22 protein-coding genes and 1 pseudogene are annotated in these 24,868 nt (G+C 65.4%); 7 read left to right on the top strand and 16 right to left on the bottom strand.

The window, feature by feature from the left end; all coding sequences use genetic code 11:
* Nucleotides 1-75: 75 nt before the first annotated feature.
* A complete protein-coding gene (locus ASE66_RS21200) occupies nucleotides 76-837 on the bottom strand; it encodes a FadR/GntR family transcriptional regulator (protein ID WP_057191675.1) in 762 nt (253 codons plus the stop codon).
* Nucleotides 838-1,082: 245 nt separating this feature from the next.
* Here ASE66_RS21200 and ASE66_RS21195 point away from each other — a divergent pair, with 245 nt between their 5' ends.
* The 5 genes from ASE66_RS21195 to ASE66_RS21175 all read left to right on the top strand — a co-directional run bounded on the left by ASE66_RS21195 (nucleotide 1,083) and on the right by ASE66_RS21175 (nucleotide 6,397).
* On the top strand, nucleotides 1,083-2,135 hold the full coding sequence (locus ASE66_RS21195; RefSeq protein WP_057191674.1) for an ABC transporter ATP-binding protein: 1,053 nt from the start codon (nucleotides 1,083-1,085) through the stop codon (nucleotides 2,133-2,135).
* Nucleotides 2,136-2,240: 105 nt separating this feature from the next.
* The gene (locus tag ASE66_RS21190) at nucleotides 2,241-3,548 is read left to right on the top strand and encodes an ABC transporter substrate-binding protein (RefSeq protein WP_057191673.1); all 1,308 of its coding nucleotides are present in this window, start codon (nucleotides 2,241-2,243) and stop codon (nucleotides 3,546-3,548) included.
* A gap of 60 nt (nucleotides 3,549-3,608) precedes the next feature.
* Complete coding sequence (locus ASE66_RS21185) at nucleotides 3,609-4,562, top strand: carbohydrate ABC transporter permease (protein ID WP_057191672.1); 954 nt, start codon at nucleotides 3,609-3,611, stop codon at nucleotides 4,560-4,562.
* Nucleotides 4,555-5,457, top strand: a complete 903-nt coding sequence (locus ASE66_RS21180; protein ID WP_057191671.1) for a carbohydrate ABC transporter permease — start codon at nucleotides 4,555-4,557, stop codon at nucleotides 5,455-5,457. The genes ASE66_RS21185 and ASE66_RS21180 overlap by 8 nt, the downstream gene beginning before the upstream one ends.
* 49 nt (nucleotides 5,458-5,506) lie before the next feature.
* Complete coding sequence (locus tag ASE66_RS21175; protein ID WP_082613617.1) at nucleotides 5,507-6,397, top strand: NAD(P)-dependent oxidoreductase; 891 nt, start codon at nucleotides 5,507-5,509, stop codon at nucleotides 6,395-6,397.
* 4 nt (nucleotides 6,398-6,401) lie between these two features.
* Here the strand turns inward: ASE66_RS21175 and ASE66_RS21170 are convergent, their stop codons facing one another.
* Nucleotides 6,402-7,487 carry a LacI family DNA-binding transcriptional regulator gene (locus ASE66_RS21170; protein WP_082613616.1) on the bottom strand — a complete coding sequence of 362 codons (1,086 nt, stop codon included), beginning with the start codon at nucleotides 7,485-7,487 and terminating at the stop codon, nucleotides 6,402-6,404.
* A gap of 104 nt (nucleotides 7,488-7,591) precedes the next feature.
* On the opposite strand from ASE66_RS21170, the gene ASE66_RS21165 reads away from it, so the two are divergent.
* Nucleotides 7,592-8,494: an NAD(P)-dependent oxidoreductase gene (locus ASE66_RS21165; RefSeq protein WP_057191669.1), complete on the top strand. Its 903-nt coding sequence runs from the start codon at nucleotides 7,592-7,594 to the stop codon at nucleotides 8,492-8,494.
* Nucleotides 8,495-8,742: 248 nt separating this feature from the next.
* Here ASE66_RS21165 and ASE66_RS21160 read toward each other — a convergent pair whose 3' ends face one another.
* The 5 genes from ASE66_RS21160 to ASE66_RS21140 all read right to left on the bottom strand — a co-directional run bounded on the left by ASE66_RS21160 (nucleotide 8,743) and on the right by ASE66_RS21140 (nucleotide 13,791).
* Nucleotides 8,743-9,678, bottom strand: coding sequence for a DMT family transporter (locus tag ASE66_RS21160; RefSeq protein ID WP_057191668.1), 936 nt, complete (start codon nucleotides 9,676-9,678; stop codon nucleotides 8,743-8,745).
* Between the two features lie 204 nt (nucleotides 9,679-9,882).
* Nucleotides 9,883-10,356, bottom strand: coding sequence for a MarR family winged helix-turn-helix transcriptional regulator (locus tag ASE66_RS21155; protein WP_057191667.1), 474 nt, complete (start codon nucleotides 10,354-10,356; stop codon nucleotides 9,883-9,885).
* 93 nt (nucleotides 10,357-10,449) lie between these two features.
* Entirely contained in the window at nucleotides 10,450-11,031 is a 582-nt protein-coding gene (locus tag ASE66_RS21150) for an NAD(P)H-dependent oxidoreductase (RefSeq protein ID WP_057191666.1), read from the bottom strand.
* 7 nt (nucleotides 11,032-11,038) lie between these two features.
* Nucleotides 11,039-12,466, bottom strand: coding sequence for an FAD-binding oxidoreductase (locus ASE66_RS21145; protein ID WP_057191665.1), 1,428 nt, complete (start codon nucleotides 12,464-12,466; stop codon nucleotides 11,039-11,041).
* Nucleotides 12,463-13,791, bottom strand: a complete 1,329-nt coding sequence (locus ASE66_RS21140; RefSeq protein ID WP_057191664.1) for a cytosine deaminase — start codon at nucleotides 13,789-13,791, stop codon at nucleotides 12,463-12,465. Before ASE66_RS21140 ends, ASE66_RS21145 begins: the two co-directional genes overlap by 4 nt.
* Before the next feature lie 167 nt (nucleotides 13,792-13,958).
* On the opposite strand from ASE66_RS21140, the gene folD reads away from it, so the two are divergent.
* Nucleotides 13,959-14,813, top strand: a complete 855-nt coding sequence (folD, locus tag ASE66_RS21135; protein WP_057191940.1) for a bifunctional methylenetetrahydrofolate dehydrogenase/methenyltetrahydrofolate cyclohydrolase FolD — start codon at nucleotides 13,959-13,961, stop codon at nucleotides 14,811-14,813.
* A 119-nt stretch (nucleotides 14,814-14,932) separates the two neighbouring features.
* Here folD and lpdA read toward each other — a convergent pair whose 3' ends face one another.
* From lpdA to mdh, 9 genes and pseudogenes are all read right to left on the bottom strand, one after another.
* Entirely contained in the window at nucleotides 14,933-16,333 is a 1,401-nt protein-coding gene (lpdA, locus tag ASE66_RS21130; protein ID WP_057191663.1) for a dihydrolipoyl dehydrogenase, read from the bottom strand.
* Nucleotides 16,334-16,354: 21 nt separating this feature from the next.
* Nucleotides 16,355-16,783 carry a VOC family protein gene (locus tag ASE66_RS21125; RefSeq protein WP_057191662.1) on the bottom strand — a complete coding sequence of 143 codons (429 nt, stop codon included), beginning with the start codon at nucleotides 16,781-16,783 and terminating at the stop codon, nucleotides 16,355-16,357.
* Nucleotides 16,784-16,799: 16 nt separating this feature from the next.
* A complete protein-coding gene (locus ASE66_RS21120; RefSeq protein WP_057191661.1) occupies nucleotides 16,800-17,183 on the bottom strand; it encodes an MAPEG family protein in 384 nt (127 codons plus the stop codon).
* A 29-nt stretch (nucleotides 17,184-17,212) separates the two neighbouring features.
* Nucleotides 17,213-18,499 carry a 2-oxoglutarate dehydrogenase complex dihydrolipoyllysine-residue succinyltransferase gene (gene odhB / locus ASE66_RS21115; RefSeq protein ID WP_057191660.1) on the bottom strand — a complete coding sequence of 429 codons (1,287 nt, stop codon included), beginning with the start codon at nucleotides 18,497-18,499 and terminating at the stop codon, nucleotides 17,213-17,215.
* 94 nt (nucleotides 18,500-18,593) lie between these two features.
* Nucleotides 18,594-21,551, bottom strand: coding sequence for a 2-oxoglutarate dehydrogenase E1 component (locus ASE66_RS21110; RefSeq protein WP_057191659.1), 2,958 nt, complete (start codon nucleotides 21,549-21,551; stop codon nucleotides 18,594-18,596).
* Nucleotides 21,552-21,660: 109 nt separating this feature from the next.
* Nucleotides 21,661-22,545 (bottom strand): succinate--CoA ligase subunit alpha, encoded by an 885-nt coding sequence (sucD, locus tag ASE66_RS21105; RefSeq protein WP_057191658.1) that lies wholly within the window; start codon nucleotides 22,543-22,545, stop codon nucleotides 21,661-21,663.
* A 9-nt stretch (nucleotides 22,546-22,554) separates the two neighbouring features.
* Nucleotides 22,555-22,885, bottom strand: a pseudogene (gene sucC / locus ASE66_RS33345) (succinate--CoA ligase subunit beta); the annotation flags it as partial.
* A gap of 1 nt (nucleotide 22,886) precedes the next feature.
* The coding region (locus ASE66_RS21100) for an ATP-grasp domain-containing protein (protein WP_244495005.1) at nucleotides 22,887-23,693 on the bottom strand (807 nt) is incomplete at its 3' end.
* Nucleotides 23,694-23,778: 85 nt separating this feature from the next.
* Nucleotides 23,779-24,741, bottom strand: a complete 963-nt coding sequence (gene mdh / locus ASE66_RS21095; RefSeq protein WP_057191657.1) for a malate dehydrogenase — start codon at nucleotides 24,739-24,741, stop codon at nucleotides 23,779-23,781.
* Between the last annotated feature and the right edge of the window lie 127 nt (nucleotides 24,742-24,868).

Below are 24,868 nucleotides of genomic sequence, written 5' to 3'. Positions count from 1 at the left end.
GACTGGGGCTGCTTGCAGAGCCGGTTATGCCATCTCGGCCTGGCTGTCGATTCAGGCCGATATAGTATGATTTAATCACGCGCTTTTCGCCGCTTCTGCCTGCACCCGCGCAGCGAGCAGACCCAAAGTGCTGTTCAGGCTGTCGATCACCAGCCCGCTCATCCGCGCCGCAGCAAGGTCGCCGTCGCGCTGCACTATCGCGTCGAGGACACGCTCGTGATCGATCAGCGACGCCGTGAAGAAGAAGCGGTCGTCGGGCGCCTTCAGGAACAGCGACCACTGGATCGTCGCGGACACGGCCGGCGCCAGGCATTGCAGCGGCGGATTGCGGGTCGCGGCGAAGATCGCCTCGTGGAAGGCAAGGTCGGCATTGACCGTCGGCGCCGCATAGGGCGGGTTCTCGACCATGCCGCGAAAGGCCGCCTCGATCCGCTTGAGATCGGCGTCGCTGCGTCGCTGCGCTGCCAGACGCGCCGCGCTCGGCTCGACGAAAAGCCTGAGCTCAAACAGATCGCGAATGAATTTCTCGTTGGGATCGGCTTCGAAATGCCAGGCCAGCACATAGGGATCGAGCAGGTTCCAGGCCTCGCGCGGCGCCACCCGCGTGCCGCTCTTCGGCCTCGCCTCGACCAGCCCCTTGCCGCTGAGAAACTTCACCGCCTCGCGATAGGCCGTGCGCGAGACCGAGATCTCGTCCCTCAGGTCATCCTCGTTCGGCAGCAGCGCGCCGGTTGGCGAGGCGCCGGTGATGATCGCGACCGCGAGCCTGTGCGCCACCTGGCCGAACAGTCGGTCCGGATTGAGCCTTGTCGCGCGTGCATTGACGTGGAGCTGCATCGAACCGCGCTTTTTCCTCCGTGATCGACGGTGCCGCAGAGGTTGTCCCGCGGCCCGTCCTGCGCTTGACACGCCCGTTTCTATCGTATGACTTTATCCGGGAACGAGGTTGACGCAACAGGCGGCTCGCCTGGCTTGCGTGGTCTCGTGTCGATCGGTCGTCAGAAACCGATATCTGCAGCGCCGCCGACGGGGATTGTGTCAGGCACCCCGGGGCAACCTAAAGAGCGGGAGAGAAACTCAAGATGGCATCCGTCCAGATCGCCGACGTGCGCAAGGCCTATGGCTCGACGCAGGTCATTCATGGCGTCGACATCGACATCGACGACGGCGAGTTCGTCATCCTGGTCGGGCCTTCGGGCTGCGGGAAGTCGACGCTGCTGCGCATGATCGCCGGCCTCGAGAACATCACCGGCGGCGAGATCCGCATCGGCCCGCGCGTCGTCAACGACGTGCCGCCGAAGGAGCGCGACATCGCCATGGTGTTCCAGAACTATGCGCTCTACCCGCATATGACGGTGGCCGACAACATGGCCTTCTCGATGAAGCTGCGGAAGGCGCCCAAAGCCGAGATCGACGAGCGCGTCGGCAAGGCCGCCGGCATTCTCGGCCTCGACAAGCTGCTCGACCGCTATCCGCGCCAGCTCTCGGGCGGCCAGCGCCAGCGCGTCGCCATGGGCCGCGCCATCGTCCGCGACCCGCAGGTCTTCCTCTTCGACGAGCCGCTCTCCAACCTCGACGCCAAGCTGCGCGTGCAGATGCGCACCGAGATCAAGGAGCTGCACCAGCGCCTCAAGACCACGACGGTCTACGTCACCCACGACCAGATCGAGGCCATGACCATGGCCGACAAGATCGTCGTGATGCATGACGGCATCGTCGAACAGATGGGCGCCCCGCTCGATCTCTACGACAACCCCGCCAACCTCTTCGTCGCCGCCTTCATCGGCTCCCCCTCGATGAACCTGCTGAAGGGCACGATCCGCGCCAACGGCTTCGAGACCGAAGGCGGCGTGATCTGGCCGATCGGCAAGCATCCGGCCGATTCGAACGACCGGGCCGCCGTTTTGGGCATCCGCCCCGAGCATCTCATCCTCGATCCGACCGGCCTTCCCGCCGAGGTCGTGGTCATCGAGCCGATGGGCTCGGAGACGCAGGTCGTCGTCCGCTGCGGCGGCCAGGACCTGACCTGCATCTTCCGCGAGCGCATCACCGCCAAGCCCGGCGAGACGATCAAGATCCGGCCCGACACCTCGGTGACCCACCTCTTCGACGCCGCGACGACCAAGCGCATCTGACTTCCGTCGCCGCCGCACGGAGAACACTCCGGCGGCGGCGACGTCCGACAAAATCGCGACGAGGCTCCCATGCAGGGCCTCGCGGCAACCCGGAGGAGACAAGCGATGAGCATTTCCAGACGTGACGTATTGATTGGCGGCGCGGGCCTGGCAGCCGGCGCCACACTTGCCGCGCCGTCGATCGCCCAGACGGCCAATATCGAGAAAGGCGCGACGCTGCGTGTGCTGCGTCCGACCAAGTTCGTCGACCCCGACCAGACGATCTTCAACGAGAACACCGAAGCCTTCACCAAGGCGACCGGCGTTCAGGTCCGCGTCGATTATGCCAGCTGGGAAGATTTGCGCCCGCAGACCGCCGTCACCGCCAACACCGGCGCCGGCCCCGACATCGTCGTCGGCTGGGCCGACGATCCGCACATCTTCGCCGACAAGCTGGTCGACCTGACGCAGGTCGCCGAGGACCTCGGCAAGAAGCATGGCGGCTGGTACCCGGTCGCCGAGAAATACGGCAAGAAGGACAAGACCAATACCTGGATCTCGATCCCGATGGGCGGCTCCGGCGGCCCGGCGGTCTATCGCGAAGCCTGGGTCAAGGAAGCCGGCTTCGACAAGTTCCCGACCGACCATGCCGGCTTCCTCGATCTCTGCCGCAAGCTCAAGGCCAAGGGCCACCCGGCCGGCTTCGCGCTCGGCAACGCGGTCGGGGACGGCAACTCCTTCTGCAACTGGCTGGTCTGGTCGCATGGCGGCTACATGGTCGACGAGAACAACAAGGTCGCGATCAACAGCAAGGAGACGATCGAGGCGTTGAAATACGCCAAGGCGCTCTATGAGACCTTCATCCCGGGCACCCTGTCCTGGCTCGACATCAGCAACAACAAGGCGCTGACGGCGGGCGAGGTCGGCCTGACCCAGAACGGCGTGTCGCTCTACTTCTCGATCAAGAACTCGAAGGACGAGAAGATCGCGGCGATCGGCAAGGATCTCAACCATGCGCCGATGCCGGTCGGCGCCGGCGTCGGACGGCCGACCGAGACGGCGCTGGTCATCAATGCCATGGTGTTCAAGCACACCAAGTTCCCGAACGCCGCCAAGGAATACCTCCGCTTCATGATGGAGACGGAGCAGTACGACAAATGGCTGACCGGCTGCTTCGGTTACTGGACGCAGCCGCTCAAGGGCTACGCGAAGAGCAAGGTCTGGGAGAGCGATCCCAAGATCCTGGTCTATCGCGACACCTGGGAGCGCGCGCTGTGGAGCGGCTACAAGGGCGCGATCACCGAGGCTGCCGGCACCGTCAACGCCGAATACGTCATGGTCCAGATGGTCGCTTCCGTCTGCGGCGGCCAGGCGACGCCGGAGGAAGCCGCCGCCGAGGCTGAGCGGCGCGCCAAGCGCTACTATCGCACCTGATCGTCAACGCCGCGCCGCCGGTCCATCCGGCGGCGCGACCGCTTCACGGAAAAGAGCGCCATGACGATCGCCGCGGAAGCCCGGACCATCCACCACCTGCCTCAAAACTGGCTGGTCCGGCTGCTCGACCACAAGCCCTTCCTGATCTTCCTCTGCCTCCTTCCGGCCGCCAGCCTGCTGCTCATCTTCCTGAGTTATCCGCTCGGCCTAGGAATTTGGCTCGCCTTCACCGATACGAAGATCGGCCGCTCCGGCCATTTCATCGGCTTCGAGAACTTCACCTCGCTGATGCAGGATCGGGTTTTCATCACCTCGGTCTGGAACACGCTGCTCTATACCGGCGTCGCCACGGTCGGGAAGTTCGCACTTGGTCTCTGGCTGGCGCTGCTGCTCAACAACCATCTGCCCTTCAAGTCACTGCTGAGAGCGTTGATCCTGGTGCCGTGGATCGTGCCGACCGTGCTCTCGGCGATCGCCTTCTGGTGGATCTATGATCCGCAATTCTCGATCATTTCCTATGTGCTGGTCGACGTACTCGGCTGGCGCACCACCTATATCGACTTCCTCGGCGAGCCCTGGGCTGCGCGCTGGTCGCTGATCGCGGCCAATACCTGGCGCGGCATCCCCTTCGTCGCGATCTCGCTGCTCGCCGGCCTGCAGACGATCTCGCCGGCGCTCTATGAGGCGGCGATGCTCGACGGCGCCAATGGCTGGCAGCGCTTCCGCCATGTCACCTTCCCCATGCTGATGCCGATTCTGGCGGTGGTGCTGACCTTCTCGGTGCTGTTCACCTTCACCGATTTCCAGCTCGTCTACGCCATTACCCGCGGCGGCCCGATCAACTCGACCCATCTGATGGCGACGCTGGCCTTCCAGCGCGGCATTCCCGGCGGGCAGCTCGGCGAGGGTGCCGCGATCGCGGTGGCGATGATCCCCTTCCTCGTGCTGGCCACGCTGTTCAGCTACTTCGCGCTCGCCCGCCGCAAATGGCAGCAGGGAGAAGACAATGACTGATCACGCTGCCGCGGAACGTCCGCACCTCGTCGAGAAGGAGCAGACCGGCGTCATCGACTGGTCGTCGGGCCCGCGCCGCTTCATCACGGTCTACCTGCCGCTCTCGATCTTCGTGATCGTGCTGCTGTTCCCGTTCTACTGGATGGCGATCACGGCGATCAAACCGAACGGCGAGCTGCTCGATTACAAAAACAACAACCCGTTCTGGGTGAAGTCGCCGACGCTCGACAACATCAACAAGCTGCTCTTCCAGACCGACTACCCGCAATGGCTGCTGACGACGATGACGGTCGCGACGGTCGCGACCGCGCTCTCGCTCTTTTCCAGCGTGCTCGCCGCCTATGCGATCCAGCGCCTGAAATTCAAGGGCTCAGGTTATGTCGGCCTCGCGATCTACCTCGCCTATCTGGTGCCGCCCTCGATCCTGTTCATCCCGCTGGCGACACTGATCTTCCAGTTCGGGCTGTTCGACTCGCAACTCGCGCTGATCCTGACCTATCCGACCTTCCTGATCCCGTTCTGCACCTGGCTCCTGATCGGCTATTTCAAATCGATCCCCTACGAGCTTGAGGAATGCGCCATGATCGATGGCGCGACTAGGCTGCAGACGCTCTGGAAGATCACCCTGCCGCTCGCTTTGCCCGGGCTGATCTCGGCCGGCATCTTCGCCTTCACTTTGTCCTGGAACGAGTTCATCTACGCGCTCGCCTTCATCCAGTCGGCCGAGAAGAAGACGGTCCCGGTCGCAGTGCTGACCCAGCTCGTCGAGGGTGACGTCTACCATTGGGGCTCGCTGATGGCGGGCGCTCTGCTCGGCTCGATCCCCGTCGCCCTGCTCTATTCCTTCTTCGTCGACTACTACGTCGCCTCGCTGACCGGCGCGGTGAAGGAGTAACTCCCGGCGGGCGGCTGTGCCGCCTGCCTCATCACCAAGGCCAACACACGTGACTTCCATCGCCTTCGTCGGGCTCGGCGCCATGGGCGCGCCGATGGCCGAAAATCTCGTCAAGCGTCAGTTCCACGTCACCGGTTTCGACATGAGGGAGAGCGCGCGAACCGCGCTCGTGGCAGCCGGTGGCCACGCCGCCGACAGCGCCGCCGCAGCAGCAGAGGATGCCGACACGCTCGTACTGATGGTCGTGAACGCCGCGCAGGCCCGCTCGGTCCTGTTCGACGCCGGCGCGCTCGCTGCGTTGGGCCCCGGCGCAACCGTCATCCTGATGGCGACCTGCCCGCCGGGCGAGGTCGAGGCCATCGCCGAGGCCGTGACGAAGACAGGCCGGCACTTCGTCGATGCGCCGGTCTCGGGCGGCGTCAAGGGCGCTCAGGGCGGCACGCTCACGATCATGGCCGGCACTCCCGCGGAGAGCTTCGCCAAGGCCAGACCCGTGCTCGACGCGATGGGCGACAAGGTCTTCCATGTCGGCGAGAAGCCGGGCCAGGGCGCGACGGTGAAGACCGTCAACCAGTTGCTCTGCGGCGTCCATATCGCGGTCGCGGCGGAAGCGCTCTCGCTGGCGCAGAAGGCCGGTATCGACGGCGCGGTGCTGTTCGAGATCATGGGCGGCTCGGCCGCCTCGTCCTGGATGCTGAAGGATCGCGGCCCGCGCATGCTCGAAGACGAGCCGCCGGTCGCCAGCGCCGTCGACATCTTCGTCAAGGACCTCGGCATCGTCCTCGATGCCGGCCGTGCCGCAAAGGCGGCCTTGCCGATCGCCGCAGCCGCACACCAGATGTTCCTCGCCGCCTCCGGCCTCGGCCATGGCGGGCGCGACGACTCGCATGTGGTGCGTGCTTACCGGGCGCTGAACCGCAAGCCGGACAATGATATCTGAAGCCTCAGCGCGCCGCCTTCGGCGGCGCCGTGGTCCCGCGCACGACCAACTCCGGCGTCAGCACCACACGCTGCGGCGGTGCGGACGGGTCGGCGATCCGGCGGATCAGCATCTCCGCGGTCTTGCGGCCCATCTCGTCCTGGAAGTTCTTGACGGTGGTCAGCCCCGGATACCATTGCGCCGCTTCCTGCACGTCGTCGCAGCCGATCAGCGAGAAATCGCTGCCGGCCTCGAGCCCGCGATGGCGCAGGCCGAGCATGGCGCCGAAGGCGGTGAGATCGTTGAAGCAAACCGCGGCGGTCGGCGGATTCGCCGCGTCGAGCACCTTCTGGACGCCCTTGAGCCCGTTCTCGCGCGTGCCATAGGCCGAATAGACGATCACCGGATCGAGCGGCAGGCCGTGCTTGGCCAGCGTCTCGCAATAGCCGCGGTAGCGGTTGCGGCCGGTCGAGATCAGCGGGCTCTCGCCGAGGAAAGCGATGCGGCGATGGCCGAGCGCGAGCAGGTGCTCGACGGCGAGCACCGTGCCGTGCCGGTCGTCCGAACCGACGAAGTCGAGCCCGATGCCGGGAATTTCGCGCGAGAGCTGCACCAGCGGCACCTGCGCCGCCAACAGGTGCTGCAATGTCTCGGCCGTGGTGCCGCCGGCCGGACAGATGATCATGCCGTCGGGGCGGTATTCCTTGAGCGTGGTGAGGACACGCTCCTGCCGCTGCAGGTTCTCAGCATAGGTGCCGAGCAGGATCGAGCGGCCATGCGCGGCCGCCGTCTCCTCGATCGCCGCGAGCAGCTCGGCAAAATAGGGATTGGTGATGTCGTGGAAGCCGACGCCGAGGATATTGGTCCTGTCGGTCCGCAGCGAGGCCGCGCTACGGTTGTAACTGTAGCCCATCTCTCGCGCGATCTGTTGTACGCGCAGGCGCGTGCCGTCGGCCACCAGCGGGCTTTCGCGCAAGGCAAGCGAGACGGTCGCGGTCGAGACCTCCAGCCGATCGGCGATGATCTGCAAGGTTACGCGCCCGCGCCCACCGGGTCTCACACCCGCCTTCCCTGCTCCCGAGGGATCGCGCGAGTGTCCGTCATTCGCCATCAAACGCTTCTCCTGAAGCCTAGAAGCCGATGCATTCAACCAGTTCTTGGCCAAATCGTTCCGCATTACCTTGTTCCATCTCATAGATTTCGGAGAAACTGAAGATGAGCACGACTAAAGAATCGATCGGCTTCATCGGCGTCGGGTACATGGGTCAGGGCATGGCGAGCTGCATTCTCGCCAAAGGCTTCCCTCTCACGGTCATGGGCCATCGCAATCGTCGGCCGGTCGAGGAGCTCAAGGCGGCGGGCGCGGCGGAAGCCGCCACGCCGAAGGAGCTCGCCGAGAAGGCGAGCATCATCTTCCTCTGCGTCACCGGCTCGCCGCAGGTCGAGCAGGTCGTGGGCGGCCCCAACGGCATCGCCGCCGGCTCCAGGCCCGGCACGATCATCGTCGACTGCTCGACTTCCGACCCGGTCTCGACGATCGCTCTGGCGGAACGGCTCGCTGCCATGGGCCTGCACCTCTGTGACGCTCCGCTGGGCGGGACGCCCGCCCAAGCTAAGCTCGGTCAACTCTCGACGATGATTGGCGCCGACAGCGCGGTTTTCGAGCGCATCCGCCCGGTCTGCGAAGCCTGGGCCCAGAAGATCGTCCATCTCGGCCCGGTCGGCGACGGCCACAAGATGAAACTGCTCAACAACTTCCTCTCCCTCGGCTACGGCGCGATCTACGCCGAGGCTCTGACCCTGGCGCAGAAGGTCGGCATCACCCCGCAGACCTTCGACAGCGTCATCACCGGCGGGCGCATGGAGTGCGGTTTCTACCGGACCTTCATGCAATACGTGCTCGAGCGCGATCCGGATGCACACAAGTTCACGCTTTCCAACGCGCTGAAGGATGTCCGCTATCTGGAGAGCCTCGCCAACGCCGCCGGCGTTCCCAATCCGGTCGGTGGAGCGGTCAAGAACGTCTATGCGGCGGCCGTCGCCAGCGGCAAGGGCGAGGACTATGTGCCGATGCTCTCGGATTTCGTCGCCGGGCAGAGCAAGGTCTCGCTCGGCTGACGCGAGCGCCCGTGCCATGGCGGGACACGCCCGGACCACGATTGTGCCGAACGGAGCCGCCGGTAGCCAGTTGCGGTGCAAAACCGTCATCATGGCCTCCATCCACGGATGGAAGCTTCAAGGGCCGTGCCTAAATCACGATGATTTTGGATCGAGCCGATCAAAAATCATAAAACCTGATCGATTCTAAGAGTTAGAGCAGGATTTCTGCGAAAAGCCGGTTTCCACTTTTTCGCATCCTGCTCTGGTCAATCGAGCCGGGCCGAGCCTTCGGGCACGGCCCGGACACGCTCGCGATAGAGCAGATAGAGCCCCGACGCGATGACGATCCCTGCGCCGATGAAGGTGAAGCGGTCGGGGATCTGGCCGAAGACGAACCAGCCGAGCAGGATCATCCAGACGATCTGCGAATAGATGAACGGCGCCAGGATCGTCGCCGGCGCCCGCTGATGCGCCAGGATCAACAGCCAGTGGCCGACCGCCCCGAAGAAGCCGGTGCCGCCCATCAGGAGCCAACTCCGCCAGTCGGCCGGCCACGACCAGTACAGCGGCAGCAAGGGCAGCATGATCACCACCCCGCCGATGCCGGAATAGAACATCGTCGTCTGCGGTGAATCGCTCGAAGCCAGCATCCGCGTCGACAAAGCGTAGAAGGCGTAGCAGAAGCAGCCGCAGACGCTGAGCAGCGCCGCCGGGTGCAGGCCGCCCAGCCCCGGCCGCGTCACCACGAGGACGCCGAGGAAGCCGACGCCGATCGCGATCAGCCGGCGCGGGCCGGCCCATTCCCCGAGCAATGGCCCGGCCACCAGCGCGACCAGCAGAGGCGCTGCGAACATGATCGAGACCGTCTCGGCCAGCTGCAGATATTGCAGCGCGACAAAGTTCAGCGCCGTCGAGCCGAGCAGCAGCAGCGAGCGGAAGCCCTGCAGCCAGGGCCGCTTGGTCCGGGTGATGCCCGGATGGCTCCAGGGATTGAGCAGGAGCGAGACCAGCGCGACGCTGACCAGATAGCGCGCCAGCACCACCTGCATCGGGTGCATCGTGCCGCCGAGCCATTTCGCGCAGGCATCGAGCAGCGAGAAGCAGACGATCGCTCCACTCATCAAGGCGATGGCGGTCAGGCGTGTCCGGCGCGTATCCGGAAGCGGAGCGGGAGCGGCCGACAAGGCTGAGCGTCTCGTCATGCTGGCGCGCTTTCCGATCGACCGAAACGGTCGATCGATCAGAATTCGCGCCAACCCATAATGTTGGAGCATGCTCTCATCGCAAAAGTGGTCCCCACTTTTGCGGAGCATGCTCTGGAGGAATGACGAGACATAGATGAACCGATTTAAGACTTGAAACCAGCCTCTCAGCGCATGCGAGTCATGCTGCCGACGCGCCCGATATCAGGCCGCGTCTTCAGCCTCGTCATCGGCGTCTTCGACATCGGCACCGGCCTTCGACAGGCCCTTTGCCGCCTTGCGCAGCAACTTGCGCAATTGCTTGCGCTCCTTGGCATCGAGTTTCTCGAGCAGCTCTTCCTCGACCTGATTCCAGACCGCATCGAGCGCCGCCGCAGTCTTCTGGCCATTCTCGGTCAGCGCGACCTGCACCAGCCGGCCGTCGCGGCCGCCGCCCTCGCGGGTGACCAGGCCCTGCAGCGAGAGCCGGCCAATGGTCTTCGAGACCGTCGGCGGCTTGACCCGCAGCAAGATCGCGAGCTCGCCCATCGTCATCGGCGCGCTTTGCAATGATTTCAGCGCCTGCTCCTGGCCTGGAAAGAGCCCGAGCGCGTTGAGCCTCTCGCCCATCCGTGCCCTGTGTAGTCGCGCCGTCACCAGCAGAGCCCGGCCGACGCTTTTTTCGAGGGACTTGGTCATGAGCCGGCCCTTGGAAAAGGTTGCGGATACTTTTCGCCGGCTGTGCAATCGCCTGCCTTCATGACAGGCCGATGACAATTGTCAGACAGGCTCTTAAATCCGTGCGATTTCCTGCTCGACCCTGGCGAGAAAAGCGGCGCGGCTCTGTGGCGTCGAACAGTTCATATCGTAATGCGCCAGGTAAGACACCCGCGCTGCCGGATGGCAGACCGCCCGCAAGCCCCGCTTGATCTGCCGGCGTGGCGGATCGCCCATCAGAAAGGTCCGCCAGCGCGAGCCGCCATAGCTCGTCACCGTCGTCAGCCGGCGAATATTCCAGAGATTGGGACGGATCGAACCGTCGACCAGCTTGAACGAAACGCCCGGCAGGAAGACGCGGTCGAAATAGCCTTTCATGATCGCCGGGTAGCCATAGTTCCAGACCGGGAAGCAGAGAAACAGCGCTTCCGCCGCAAGCAAGCGCTCGACATAGCCGGCTACTGAACTTCGATTGCTGGCGAGATCATGATAGCCGACGCGCTCTTCGCGGCTGAGAACCGGGTCGAAGCCTTCGGCATAGAGGTCGCAATCGTCGACCTCATGCCCGGCCCGGCGCAGGCCCGAAACGAGCGTCTCGTGCACCGCCGCGCCGAAGCTCGCGGGATCGGGATGCGCGTAGAGGACGAGTGCGCGCATGGATGGCTCAGGCGCCGACGCCGGCTTCGCCGAGCGCGCGGAACAGGAAGGTCTTGCCGGAGCGGTAGTCGTAGTTCGGGTCCTCCCAGGCGATCATCTTGCCGGGATTGAGCAGCCCCTGCGGATCGGCCTCGCGCTTGAAGGCGAGCTGGACCTCGTCGGTCTGCTTCATCCCGCCCTCCTCCAGGGTATAGCGATGCGGATTGAAGATCGGTGCGCCCATCTCCTCATGGATCGCCATGATCTCCTCCAGCCGCTCCTCGCTGGTGAAGCGCACCAGCGGCAGGCCGAAGCAGGTGATCTTGCCGTCGAAGCGGACGAATTCGAGATGGCAGGTGACCTCGTCGCCGAAGCGGGCATGGATCTTGTCGACGAGATCGACCTGGTTCGGGAAGGGATAGAGCACCTGCAGATAGGTGATCGACGGGTCGACCCGCAGCGCCCGCAAGGTGGTGTGGTTCCAGCCGAGCTCGAAGGTCGGCGGCAGCCCCTTCGCTTCCTCCGCCGTCAGCTTGTCGGAACGCATCAGCAGCTGCGAGCCGCCAAAGCGGCGTGCGAATGCGAGCATCGACTCCACTGCGAAGTCGGCGACCATGATCAGGACGCAATGGCTTTCGCGCGGCAGGAACTTCCTGTGGCGCAGGAAATAGTCGTGCGGTGCGGGCGCGGCGACCACCGCGAGGTTCTTCAGCGCCAGCCCGTCCTGCTCACCGAGCGCGTTGGCGAATTCCGTCGCCGCGCGCAGCTCGCCGAAACCGAGGATGACGTCGACCCAGGCATAGGCCGGGCCGAGCGGCATCTCGACCTCAGTGATGATGCCGTTGGTGCCATAGGCATGGGCGACCTTGTGCAGGTCATCGCCCTGGAGTTCGAGGATGCGTGGCGTGCCCTCCATCGTTGCGACGCGCAGGGAGATGATGTTGCCCCAGTCGCGCAAGCCGCCCCATTTGATCGAGCCGACACCACCGGAGCCGCCGGCGATGAAGCCGCCGACCGAAGCCGTGTGATAGGTCGACGGATGAAGCCTGATCTCCTGGCGCGAATGGGCCCGCGTCTCCTGGTCGATCTTGGCCAGCACGGCGCCGGGCTCGGCGGCATAGCGCCCGGCCTCGATGCTCGTCACCTTGTTGAAGCCGGAGAGGTCGAGCACGATGCCGCCTGAGAGCGGCATGGCTTGGCCGTAATTGCCGGTACCGGTGCCGCGCGGCGTCACGGGAATGCCGAGCGCATGCGCCGCCGAGAGTGTCTCCAGCACCTGCGCCTCACTCACCGGCGAGACGATGATGTCGGCGACGACATGGTCGAGCTGGCGCTTCAGCTTCGGCGAGTACCAGAAGAAGTCGCGGCTCTTCTGCTTGACCAGCCCCGGATTGTCCTCGGTGCGGATGCCGTTCAGGCGGCGCTTCAGGGCGTCGATATCGTAGCGTGCGGTCATGCGGAGCGGCTCATGAGGTGATCGAGTTCACGGTAATCGGGCAAGGCGCGGTCGATGGCGCGGCCATTGACCAATACGGTCCGGTCGGCCTGCGGCCGGGCGAAGAATTCGGTCCAGTCGCGGGCGCGCGTCAGGATCAGGTCGGCGGGACCACCTGCTGCGAGGCGGCCGGTGCCCGGGAGGCCCATGATCTCGGCCGGGGTCGCAGCGACCGCCTTCGTCCAATCCCGATCCGAGTGATCGAGCTGGAGGATGCGGGTGCCCTCGCGCAACGTCTCGGCGAGGTCGAGATCGCCATAGGCGTAGAACGGGTCGCGGGTGTTGTCGGACGCGATCATCACCGGCACGCCCGCCGCCTTCAACTCATGCAGCGCGGTGACACCACGCCAGCGCGGTGTGCGCCCGCGCTGGCGGTCCTGCAGGTACATGTTGCACATCGGCAGCGAGACCACGGCGATGCCGGCCTCGCGCACTTTGCCGATGATGCGCGCCTCGTCCTGCGGCTGCTGCAGCGAGAGCGAGCAGCAATGGCCCGCAAGGATCCTGCCCTGGAAGCGATGGCGCAGCGCCGCATCTGCAATGTGCTCGAGCGAGCGCGCCGAGGGATCGTTGGTCTCGTCGACATGGAAATCGAGATCAAAGCCGTGCTCGATCGCCGTCCGGAACAGCATATCGAGCGCGGCATCGAGTTCCGGCACCATATAGGTGACGGCGCCGAGCAGGCTGTCGCCATGATCAGTCACGGCACGCGTGATCGCCGACATATGCGCGGGATCGGCGACAGCGTCGATGCCGAACAGCGGCGAGGCCTGCAATGCGATCCGCCCGGCCCATTCGGCCCTGAGTTCGGCATAGACAGGCCAGGAGATGCCGATCTGTTTGCTGAGCGAATCGAGATGGGTGCGGATCGCCGCCGTGCCATGGGCATAGGCACAGCGCAGGCCGAATTCCATGCGCGCCCGCACGTCCCCGGCCGACCAGTTCGCATCCCGATCGGCCGCGACGGAGCTCAGCGCCCCCATGAAGCTGCCATCCGGATTGGGTCGGCGCGGCCAGATATGGCCCTTGTCGAGATGGGTGTGGACGTCGACCAAGCGTGGCAGCACGATGCCGCCATCGAGATCGAGCGCCGCTACGGCATCGAGCGGGGGCGTGCCGGCGGGCAGGATCGAGGCGATGACGCCATCCTCGACGGCGATGTCGAGCAGCGCCAGGCCGTCACGATCGCTCGCCAGGCTGCCGGCCTCGACCAGGCAGGCAGGGGCCCTGGCATTGCGCAGTACATAGCTGCCGGAAGCCGGGATTGCCGCAAAGCCGGTGGTCACGTCGCTGTCTCCCCTGCCGGCTGCTGCTGCACATTGGTCGATACAGGCCGGCTCGGACGAGAACAAGCAAGCGAGACGCAGATCGGCAAGGCGGCGTCGCATCCATACTTGCCGCCCGCCCGGTGATCGCGCATGAGGACGCACGAATGCGCAGGACGGAGCTGGTCATGACGGCACGCATCATCGACGGCAAGGCGGCAGCGGCTGAATTGCGGGCTGAGATCGGCCGCGAGGTCGCGGCGCTCAAGGCAGCCCGCAAGCCCACCCCCGGCCTGCATGTCGTGCTCGTCGGCGAGGACCCGGCCAGCAAGGTCTATGTTGCCTCCAAGGAGAAGCTCGCGGCCGAGATCGGCATGAACTCGGTCGCCCACCGCCTGCCGGCAGAGACGACCGAGGCGGCGCTGCTCGCCAAGATCGCCGAGTTGAACGCCGACGACGGCGTCGATGGCATTCTCGTCCAGTTGCCGCTGCCGAAGCATATCGACACCGGCCGCATCATCGACGCCATCGATCCGGCCAAGGACGTCGATGGTCTCCATCCGATCAATGCCGGGCTGCTCGCCGGCGGCAAGAACGGCCTCGTGCCCTGCACGCCGCTCGGCTGCATGTTGCTGCTGAAGCAGGCGCTGCCGTCGTTGTCGGGGCTGGAAGCGGTGGTCGTCGGCCGTTCGGAACTGGTCGGACGGCCGGTCGCGCAGTTATTGCTGCAAGCCGACTGCACCGTCACCATCGCCCATTCGCGCACGCGCGACCTGCCGGCTGTGGTCCGCCGCGCCGATATCGTCGTCGCGGCTGTCGGCCGTCCGCGCATGATCAAGGGAGATTGGCTGAAGCCCGGCGCCACGGTGATCGACGTCGGCATCAACCGCATGCCGGACGGCAAGCTCGCAGGCGATGTAGATTATGCCGAGGCCGTCGAAGTCGCTGGCGCGATCACCCCGGTTCCGGGCGGCGTCGGCCCGATGACCATCGCCTGCCTGCTGCGCAACACGCTGACCGCCTACCGGGCGCGGCGAGGCTGACAAGGCACGTCATGCTCGGGCGAAGACCCGAGCATCGCAGGACGACAAAGCGCCTCTTTCTGCACGAGATTCCCGGGCCGGCGCTGCGCGCCGCCCGAGAATGACGCGTTTGGCCCCGCTCACATATGGATCGGGCGCTTGTCGACGGCGAGCGCCGCTTCCTTGACCGCCTCGGCCAGCGTCGGATGGGCGTGGCAGGTGCGGGCGAGGTCCTCGGCCGAGCCGCCGAACTCCATCAGCACGGTCACCTCGGCGATCAGGTCGCCGGCATGCGGGCCGATGATGTGGCAGCCGAGCACGCGGTCGGTCGCCGCGTCGGCAAGGAACTTGACGAAGCCGTCAGTGTGCCGCATCGCCCGCGCCCGGCCATTGGCCGTGAACGGGAACTTGCCGACCTTGTAGGCGACGCCCGCCGCCTTGAGCTCTTCCTCGGTCTTGCCGATCGCGGCAACCTCTGGGGCGGTGTAGACGATGCCGGGAATGGCGTCGTAATTCACATGGCCGTGCTTGCCGGCGAGGATCTCGGCAACGGCAACGCCCTCATCCTCGGCCTTGTGCGCCAGCATCGGCCCGCGCACCACGTCGCCGATCGCGTAGATGCCGGGGACATTGGTCTGGAAATGGTCGTCGATGACGACGCGGCCGCGCTCGGTCGCAACGCCGGCCTTGTCGAGGCCGAGGCCATCCGTGTTCGGGCGCCGGCCGATCGCGACCAGCACGATGTCGGCATTGAGCGACCTGGCCTCGCCGCCGGCGGACGGCTCGACCGTGACGGTGGCTCCGCCCTTCTTGGCGACCTCGACCTTGGTGACCTTGGAGCCGAGATGGAAGGTGAAGCCCTGCTTCTGCAGGATGCGCTGGAACTGCTTGGCGATCTCGTCATCCATGCCGGGCAGAATGCGGTCGAGGAACTCGACCACCGTGACCTTGGCGCCGAGCCGGGCCCAGACCGAGCCGATCTCGAGCCCGATCACGCCGGCGCCGACCACCAGCAGCTCCTTTGGCACGGCGGTGAGTTCGAGCGCGCCGGTCGAGGTCACCACTGTCTTCTCGTCGGTGGTGACACCCGGCAGTGCCGTCGATTCAGAGCCGGTGGCGATGACGATGCTCTTGGTTTCGAGCTCCTGCGTCTTGCCGTCCTCGGCAGTGACGACAACCTTGCCGGCGGCCGGGATCGAGGCCGTGCCGTGGAACGGCTCGATCTTGTTCTTCTTCAGGAGGAAGGCGACGCCGTTGACGTTGGCGTCGACGGTCTCCTGCTTGTGGACCAGCATCTGCTTCAGATCGAGCTTCGGCTTGCCGACGCTGATGCCAAGGCTCGGGAAGGTGTGGCTCGCCTCGTCGAACATCTCGGAGGCGTGCAGCAGCGCCTTCGAGGGTATGCAGCCGACGTTCAGGCAGGTGCCGCCATGGGTCTTGCGCTTCTCGACGACCGCGACCTTGAGGCCGAGCTGGGCGGCACGAATGGCGCAGACATAGCCGCCGGGGCCAGTTCCGATGACGACGAGATCGTAGGACATGGTCTCTCTTTCAGTCAGATTTTACGATTGCTGCGCCAGCGGCGCGTTGAAGGCCCAGACATGGCCGAAGGGATCGCGGAGCCGTGCATAACGAGCGCCCCAGAACACGTCGCTCGGCGGCATGATGACGTCGGCACCGGCGGCTTCAGCCTTGGCGATCGCGGCATCGACGTCGGCCGGGGCCGGCAGGTTGATGCTGATCGCGATGCTGGCGCCGCCATGCGAACTCGGCGCCATGACATCGCCGCCGAACTCCGGGAACTCGTCATGCAGCATGACCTCGCCGCCGAAGAGTGCCAGATTGGCGTGCATCACCCGTCTGCCGTCATCGGCCATCGCCTTGAAGGTGCACTGCGCGCCGAAGGCCTTCTCGTAGAAGGCGATCGCCTCGTCACCGCCCTTGACGCAGATATGCGCCTGGATTGGCGGCGGGTTGGGTCCGAAGGACACGGCTACTCCTTCCCGTCTAGAGGATCGTTCGCACGACCATCAGCAATAATCCGCCAGTAGCAGCGGTCCAGGCCAGGCTGCGCCAGTACGGAATGCCAGCGAGGTAGAGCGGCAGGTAGATGATGCGCCCGACGAGCCAGAGCAGCGCTCCAAACAGTCCCAGCCCATCGGCCCGCTCCATCGCCGCCAGGGTCAAGGCCAGAATGCCGAAAGCGGGGAACGTTTCGAGATAGTTGCGCAGCGCGCGCTCGGCGCGCCCCGCAAGAACGCCCTTTGGCCTCAGTTCCTCATCGCGAGGTCCGGCATTCCAGGCCGAACCGAACTCACGCGTCACCGTAATGGCTTGAACGCCGATATGGACCAGGAGCAAGACCATGCTCGCGGCGATCGGCAGCGCCATGAAGTGTATGCCCGCCACGGGCGGTTACCTCAGAGGTCGAGGACGAGGCGCGCCGGGTCCTCCAGGCCTTCCTTGACGCGGACGAGGAAGGTCACCGCCTCCTTGCCGTCGATGATGCGGTGGTCATAGGAAACCGCCAGATACATCATCGGCCGGATCTCGATCTTGCCGGCGACCACAACCGGCCGCTCCTGGATCTTGTGCATGCCCAGAATCGCCGATTGCGGCGCGTTCAGGATCGGCGTCGACATCAGCGAGCCGTAGACGCCGCCATTCGAGATGGTGAAAGTGCCGCCCTGCATCTCTTCGATCTTGAGGGCGCCATCACGGGCCTTCCTGCCGAGTGCGCCGATCTCCTTCTCGACACCGGCGATCGAGAGCTGGTCGGCATCGCGCACCACCGGCACGACGAGGCCCTTGTCTGTGCCGACCGCGACCGCGACGTGGTAGTAGTTCTTGTAGACGATATCGGTGCCGTCGATCTCGGCGTTGACGGAGGGGATCTCCTTCAGCGCCTGGACGCAGGCCTTCACGAAGAAGCCCATGAAGCCGAGCTTCACGCCGTGCTTCTTCTCGAACACGTCCTTGTACTGGTTGCGCAGCGCCATGACGTTGGTCATGTCCACCTCGTTGAAGGTGGTCAGCATGGCGGCGTTGGTCTGGGCTTCCTTGAGCCGGCGCGCGATGGTCTGGCGCAGCTTGGTCATCTTGACCCGCTCTTCACGCGAGGCGTCGTCGGGGGCCGACGGTGCCCGCACCTGAATGGGAGCAGCCGGCGCCGCAGCGGCAACAGCAGGGCCGGTCGCGATCGCCGCCAGCATGTCGCCCTTGGTGACACGGCCGTCCTTGCCGGAAGCCCCGACGGTCGAGGGATCGACGCCGCTCTCGGCGGCGAGGCGGGAGACGGCGGGACCGGAGTCCGCCGCCTTGGTCGCCGGCTTCACAGGCGTGGCTCCGGCGACTTCGCCGGCCTTCTTCTGCGCGTCGGCCGAGGTCTCGGCGCCGGCCTTGCCGGCGGCCTGCGCGACGGCTGCATCGGCCTTCTTCTCGTCCTTGGCCGATCCCGCGGCCTTGCCGTCGCCCGCAGAGATCGTGCCGAGCAGCGCGCTGACACCGACCGTCTCGCCTTCCTTGGCGACGATCTCGCCAAGCACGCCGGCCGCCGGCGCGTTGACCTCGAGCGTCACCTTGTCGGTCTCGAGCTCGACCAAAGGCTCGTCCGCCTTCACCGCGTCGCCGGGCTTCTTGAACCACTTGCCGATAGTGGCCTCGGAGACGGATTCGCCGAGGGTCGGAACGCGGATTTCGGTCGCCATGTCAGGCCTCTTCTCGTGTCTTTTGTCTGAGCATGATCCCGAAAAGTGGAAACCGGTTTTCGGGGAAGATCATGCTCCGCTGAATGAATCCGGATCAGACCGCGAAGGTCTCGTCCAGGAAGGCGTTGAGCTGGCCGAGGTGCTTCGACATCAAGCCGGTCGCGGTCGCGGCCGAGGCCGGGCGGCCGACATAGCGCGGCCGCTTCGACTTCGAGCCGGCATGGCCCAGCACCCACTCCAGATAGGGCTCGACGAAGGTCCAGGAGCCCTGGTTCTTCGGCTCCTCCTGGCACCAGACGACGTCGGCGCCCTTGAAGCGCGCCAGCTCCTGCGCCAGCGACTTCAGCGGGAACGGATAGAGCTGCTCGACGCGCATCAGGTAGACATCGTCCAGCCCACGCTTCTCGCGCTCCTCCAGCAGGTCGAAATAGACCTTGCCGGTGCAGAGCACGACGCGGCGGATTTTCGAATCCTTGACCAGCTTGGTGGTCGACTTGCCGCGCTCGGCATCGTCGTGCAGCACGCGGTGGAAGGTCGAGCCCTCGGCCAGCTCCGAGAGGTCGGAGACGCAGCGCTTGTGGCGCAGCAGCGACTTGGGCGTCATCAGGATCAGCGGCTTGCGGAAGTCGCGCTTAAGCTGCCGGCGCAGGATGTGGAAATAGCTCGCCGGGGTCGAGCAGTTCGCCACCTGCATGTTGTCTTCCGCGCACATCTGCAGGAAGCGCTCGAGGCGCGCCGAGGAGTGCTCCGGACCCTGGCCCTCATAGCCGTGCGGCAAGAGGCAGACGAGGCCCGACATGCGCAGCCACTTGCGCTCGCCCGAGGAGATGAACTGGTCGAACACGACCTGCGCACCGTTGGCGAAGTCGCCGAACTGAGCCTCCCAGCAGGTCAGCGCATTCGGCTCCGACAGGGTGTAGCCGTATTCGAAGCCGAGCACCGCCTCTTCCGAGAGCATCGAATTGATGACCTCGTAGCGGGCCTGGCCCTCGCGGACATGGTTCAGCGAGGTGTGGCGGGCCTCGTTCTCCTGGTCGATCAGGACCGAATGGCGCTGCGAGAAGGTGCCGCGCTCGCAATCCTGGCCGGAGAGGCGCACCGGATTGCCGTCAAGCAGCAGCGAGCCGAAGGCGAGTGATTCTGCCGTCGCCCAGTCGATGCCCTGCCCGCTCTCGACCGCCTTGCGGCGGTTGTCGAGGAAGCGCTGGATCGTCTTGTGGACGTTGAAGCCTTCCGGAACCTCGGTGATCCTCTGCGTGATCTCCTTCAGGGTCGCTTCCGGCACGCCGGTCGCGCCGCGACGCGGATCGTCCTCGTCGGCGCGGATCGCCTTCATGCCGGCCCAGCGGCCGTCGAGCCAGTCCGCCTTGTTCGGCTTGAAGGCCTGGCCAGCGTCGAACTCGACCTCGAGCTTGTCCTTCCAGGCGGCGCGCATCTGGTCGAGCTCGCCGGGCTGGATCACGCCCTCGGCCTCGAGCTTGGTGCCATAGAGTTCCAGCGTCGACTTGTGGCCGCGGATCTTGCGGTACATCAGGGGCTGGGTGAAGCCCGGCTCGTCGCCTTCGTTATGGCCGAAGCGGCGATAGCAGAACATGTCGATCACGACCGGCTTGTGGAACTTCTGCCGGAACTCGATCGCGATCTTGGCGGCGAAGACCACCGCTTCCGGATCGTCGCCGTTCACGTGGAAGACCGGCGCCTCGACCATCTTGGCCACGTCGGACGGATAGGGCGAGGAGCGCGAATAGCGCGGATAGGTGGTGAAACCGATCTGGTTGTTGATGATGAAATGCAGCGAGCCGCCGGTGCGGTGGCCCTTCAGCCCGGACAGGCCGAGGCATTCGGCGACCACGCCCTGGCCGGCGAAGGCGGCATCGCCATGGATCAGCAGCGGCAGCACCTTGGAGCGCTCGACGATGTCGCCGAACTGGTCCTGCTTGGCGCGGACCTTGCCGAGCACGACGGGATCGACGATCTCGAGATGCGAGGGGTTGGCGGTCAGCGAGACATGGACGTTGTTGCCGTCGAACTCGCGGTCCGACGAGGCGCCGAGATGGTACTTGACGTCGCCCGAGCCCTCGACATCGTCGGGGGCAAAGGAGCCGCCCTTGAACTCGTGGAACAGCGCCCGGTGCGGCTTGCCCAGCACCTGGGTCAGCACGTTGAGGCGGCCGCGATGGGCCATGCCGAAGACGATGTCGCGCACGCCGAGCGAGCCGCCGCGCTTGATGATCTGCTCCAGCGCCGGGACCAGCGACTCGCCGCCATCGAGGCCGAAACGCTTGGTGCCGGTGAACTTCAGGTCGAGGAACTTCTCGAAGCCCTCGGTCTCGACCAGCTTGTTCAGGATCGCCTTCTTGCCCTCGCGAGTGAAGGCGATCTCCTTGTCCGGTCCCTCGATCCGCTCCTGCAGCCAGGCCTTCTGCTCGGGATCGGAGATGTGCATGAACTCGATGCCGATCGTCTGGCAGTAGGTCCGCTGCAGGATCGCCGTCATCTCGCGGATGGTGGCGAACTCCAGGCCGAGCACGTTGTCGATGAAGATCTTGCGGTCGAGATCGGCGTCAGAGAAGCCGAACGCCGCCGGGGACAGCTCCTCCGGGTCCTTCTGGCTCTCGATGCCGAGTGGGTCGAGCTGGGCATGAAGGTGGCCGCGCATCCGATAGGCGCGGATCAGCATGATCGCGCGCACCGAGTCGCGCGTCGCCTGCTGGACATCGGCAGCCGACAATGTCGCGCCGGCGGCCTTGGCCTTGGCGCCGAGCTTCTCGCCCACCGCCTTCTCGACCGCGGCCCAGTTACCGTCGAGCGCCGAGACCAGTTCGCCGCCGGCCGGGATCGGCCAGTTCGGCTTCTTCCAGGACGCACCCTTGGCGTTGGCGGCGACCGCCTGCTTGTCGTCGTTCAGCCCGGCGAAGAAGCCCTGCCATTCCGGATCGACCGACTTCGGATCGGCCTGATAGCGGGCGTAGAGATCTTCGATATAGGCCGCGTTGCCGCCATAGAGGAACCCGGTCTGCGCGAGAGCCTCATTGATATCCTGGCGAGCCATGGTCGTCCTGCCTTTTCCTACCGCATCACGGTCGGCCCCGCGCCGACCATCGTCTACATCACTGATGGGAAACGCATGGCCGGGTCGCCCCGGCCGTCGCGCCTAACGATCAGCCCTTCAACACCTCGACCAAGGTCTTTCCGAGGCGAGCCGGCGACGGCGAGACCCGGATACCGGCCGCTTCCATCGCCGCGATCTTGTCTTCCGCGCCGCCCTTGCCGCCGGAGATGATCGCACCCGCATGGCCCATGCGACGGCCCGGAGGCGCGGTGCGGCCGGCGATGAAGCCGACCATCGGCTTCTTGCGACCGCGCTTGGCCTCGTCCTTGATGAACTGCGCCGCGTCTTCCTCGGCCGAGCCGCCGATCTCGCCGATCATCACGATCGAGGTGGTCTTCTCGTCGGCGAGGAACATCTCGAGCATGTCGATGAACTCGGTGCCCTTGACCGGGTCGCCGCCGATGCCGACCGCGGTGGTCTGGCCGAGGCCCTCGTTCGTGGTCTGGAACACCGCTTCATAGGTCAGCGTGCCGGAGCGCGAGACGATGCCGACCGAGCCCGGCTTGAAGATGTTGGCCGGCATGATGCCGATCTTGCTTTCGCCGGCAGTGACGACGCCCGGGCAGTTCGGCCCGATCAGGCGAGACTTGGAGCCGGAGAGCGAACGCTTCACCCGGACCATATCGAGCACCGGAATGCCCTCGGTGATGCAGATGATCAGCGGGATCTCGGCGTCGATCGCCTCGCAGATCGCATCGGCCGCGCCCGGCGGCGGGACGTAGACGACGGAGGCGGTCGCACCGGTCTTGTCGCGCGCCTCGGCGACGGTGTCGAAGACCGGCAGGCCGAGATGGAGCGAACCGCCCTTGCCCGGCGAGGTGCCGCCGACCATCAGCGTGCCATAGGCGATCGCCTGCTCGGAATGGAAGGTGCCGTTCTTGCCGGTGAAGCCCTGGCAGATGACCTTGGTGTTCTTGTCGATCAGGATGGACATCGGTTTACCTCAACCCTTCTTGATCGCGGCGACGATCTTCTGCGCGGCGTCGTCGAGATCATCGGCCGGGATGACGTTCAGGCCCGACGTCCGGATGATCTCCTTGCCTTCGGCAACATTGGTGCCTTCGAGGCGCACCACCAGCGGCACTTCGAGCCCGACCGTCTTCACCGCCGCGATAACGCCGCGGGCGATGACGTCGCATTTCATGATGCCGCCGAAGATGTTGACCAGGATGCCCTTCACCTTCGGATCGGCGGTGATGATCTTGAAGGCCGCCGTGACCTTCTCCTCGGTGGCGCCGCCACCGACATCGAGGAAGTTGGCGGGGCTTTCGCCANGATCGTGCCGTCGAGCGCGATATAGGCGAGGTCATGTTTCGAGGCCTCGATCTCCTTGGCGTCCTCCTCGGTCTCGTCACGCAATTCCATCAGCTCGGGATGGCGGTAGAGCGAGTTCGAGTCGAACGAGACCTTGGCGTCCAAGCACTTGACCTGGCCTTGCGTCGTCACGATCAGCGGGTTGATCTCAAGCATCGCCATGTCCTTGCCGACGAAGGCGGCATAGACTTGGCCGAGCACTGTCGCGGCCTGCTTGGCCTGCTCGCCGCCGAGGCCGAGCGCCTTGGCAACGGTGCGGCCGTGATGCGGCATGATCCCGGTGGCCGGATCGACCGAAAAGGTCAGGATTTTCTCCGGCGTGTCATGGGCCACCTTCTCGATGTCCATGCCGCCCTCGGTCGAGACCACGAAGGCGACGCGCGAGGTCTCGCGATCGACCAGCGCCGAGAGGTAGAACTCCTTCGAGATGTCCGAGCCGTCCTCGATATAGAGGCGGTTGACCTGCTTGCCGGCCGGACCGGTCTGCGCCGTCACCAGCGTGTTGCCGAGCATCTCCTTGGCGTGGCTCTCGACCTCTTCGATCGACTTGGCGAGCCGCACGCCACCCTTGGCGTCGGCCGGCAGTTCCTTGAACTTGCCCTTGCCGCGGCCGCCGGCATGGATTTGGCTCTTCACCACATAGAGCGGTCCGGGCAGCTTCTTCGCCGCCTCGACGGCTTCTGCCACTGAGAGCGCCGGGAAGCCGGCGGAGACGGGCGCGCCGTACTCCTTGAGAACCGCCTTGCCCTGATATTCGTGGATGTTCATGCCTGATGTCCTGTGCCGGAAAAGGGAGAAGCGGCGACGCTGTGGCCGGCGACGTTACCGCCGGCCATCACGCCACCCATCTGTCTCACGCCAATGACGGATCGACGGTCTTGCAGGCGTCGATCAGGCTCTGGACCGAGGCGACCGACTTCGCCAGCATCTCCTTCTCGGCGCCGTTGAGGCGGATCTTGACGACGCGCTCGACGCCCTTGGCGCCGATCACCACCGGCACGCCGAGGAACATGTCCTTGACGCCGTACTGGCCCCTGAGCGCGGCAGCCGCAGGCAGCACGCGCTTCTGGTCCTTGAGATAGCTCTCGGCCATGGCAATCGCCGAGGCGGCCGGGGCGTAGAAGGCCGAGCCGGTCTTGAGCAGGTTGACGATCTCGCCGCCGCCCTTGCGGGTCCGGTCGACGATCGCGTCAATGCGCTCCTGCGTCGTCCACTTCATCTTGACGAGGTCCGGCAGCGGGATGCCGGCGACGCCGGAATAACGGACCAGCGGCACCATGTCGTCGCCATGGCCGCCGAGCACGAAGGCCGAGACGTCCTTGACCGAGACCTTGAACTCGTCGGCGAGGAAATGGCGGAAGCGGGCCGAGTCGAGCACGCCGGCCATGCCGCAGATCATGTTTGGCTTCAGTCCCGAGAACTTCTGCAGCGCCCAGACCATCGCGTCGAGCGGGTTGGTGATGCAGATCACGAAGGCCTTGGGAGCATACTGCTTGATGCCCTCGCCGACCGACTTCATGACCTTGAGGTTGATGCCGATCAGGTCGTCGCGGCTCATGCCGGGCTTACGCGGCACGCCGGCGGTGACGATGATCACGTCGGCGCCCTTGATGTCCTCGTAGGAATTCGTGCCCTTATAGCCGGCGTCGAAGCCGTCGACCGGAGCGGACTCGGCAATGTCGAGGCCTTTGCCTTGAGGGATGCCCTCGGCGATGTCGAACAGGACGACGTCGCCCAGTTCCTTGAGACCGGCGAGGTGAGCGAGCGTGCCGCCAATCTGTCCGGCGCCGATAAGGGCGATCTTCTTGCGGGCCATTGCCGAATCCTTGTTGTTGGATGCGAAAGCAGGTGAAGCCAAAAAGCCGACGGTTCTTTGACCCAAGCTGCTCTCGGGCTCAACCCTGTCCAAAATTGGACATTGGAATGTCTTCAAGCGGCGTTTT

Source organism: Allobosea sp. Root483D1 (genome assembly GCF_001429505.1).
GTDB lineage: Bacteria > Pseudomonadota > Alphaproteobacteria > Rhizobiales > Beijerinckiaceae > Allobosea.
Note: the sequence above shows the minus strand (reverse complement) of the source record. Positions and strands in the feature narration are given on the sequence as shown.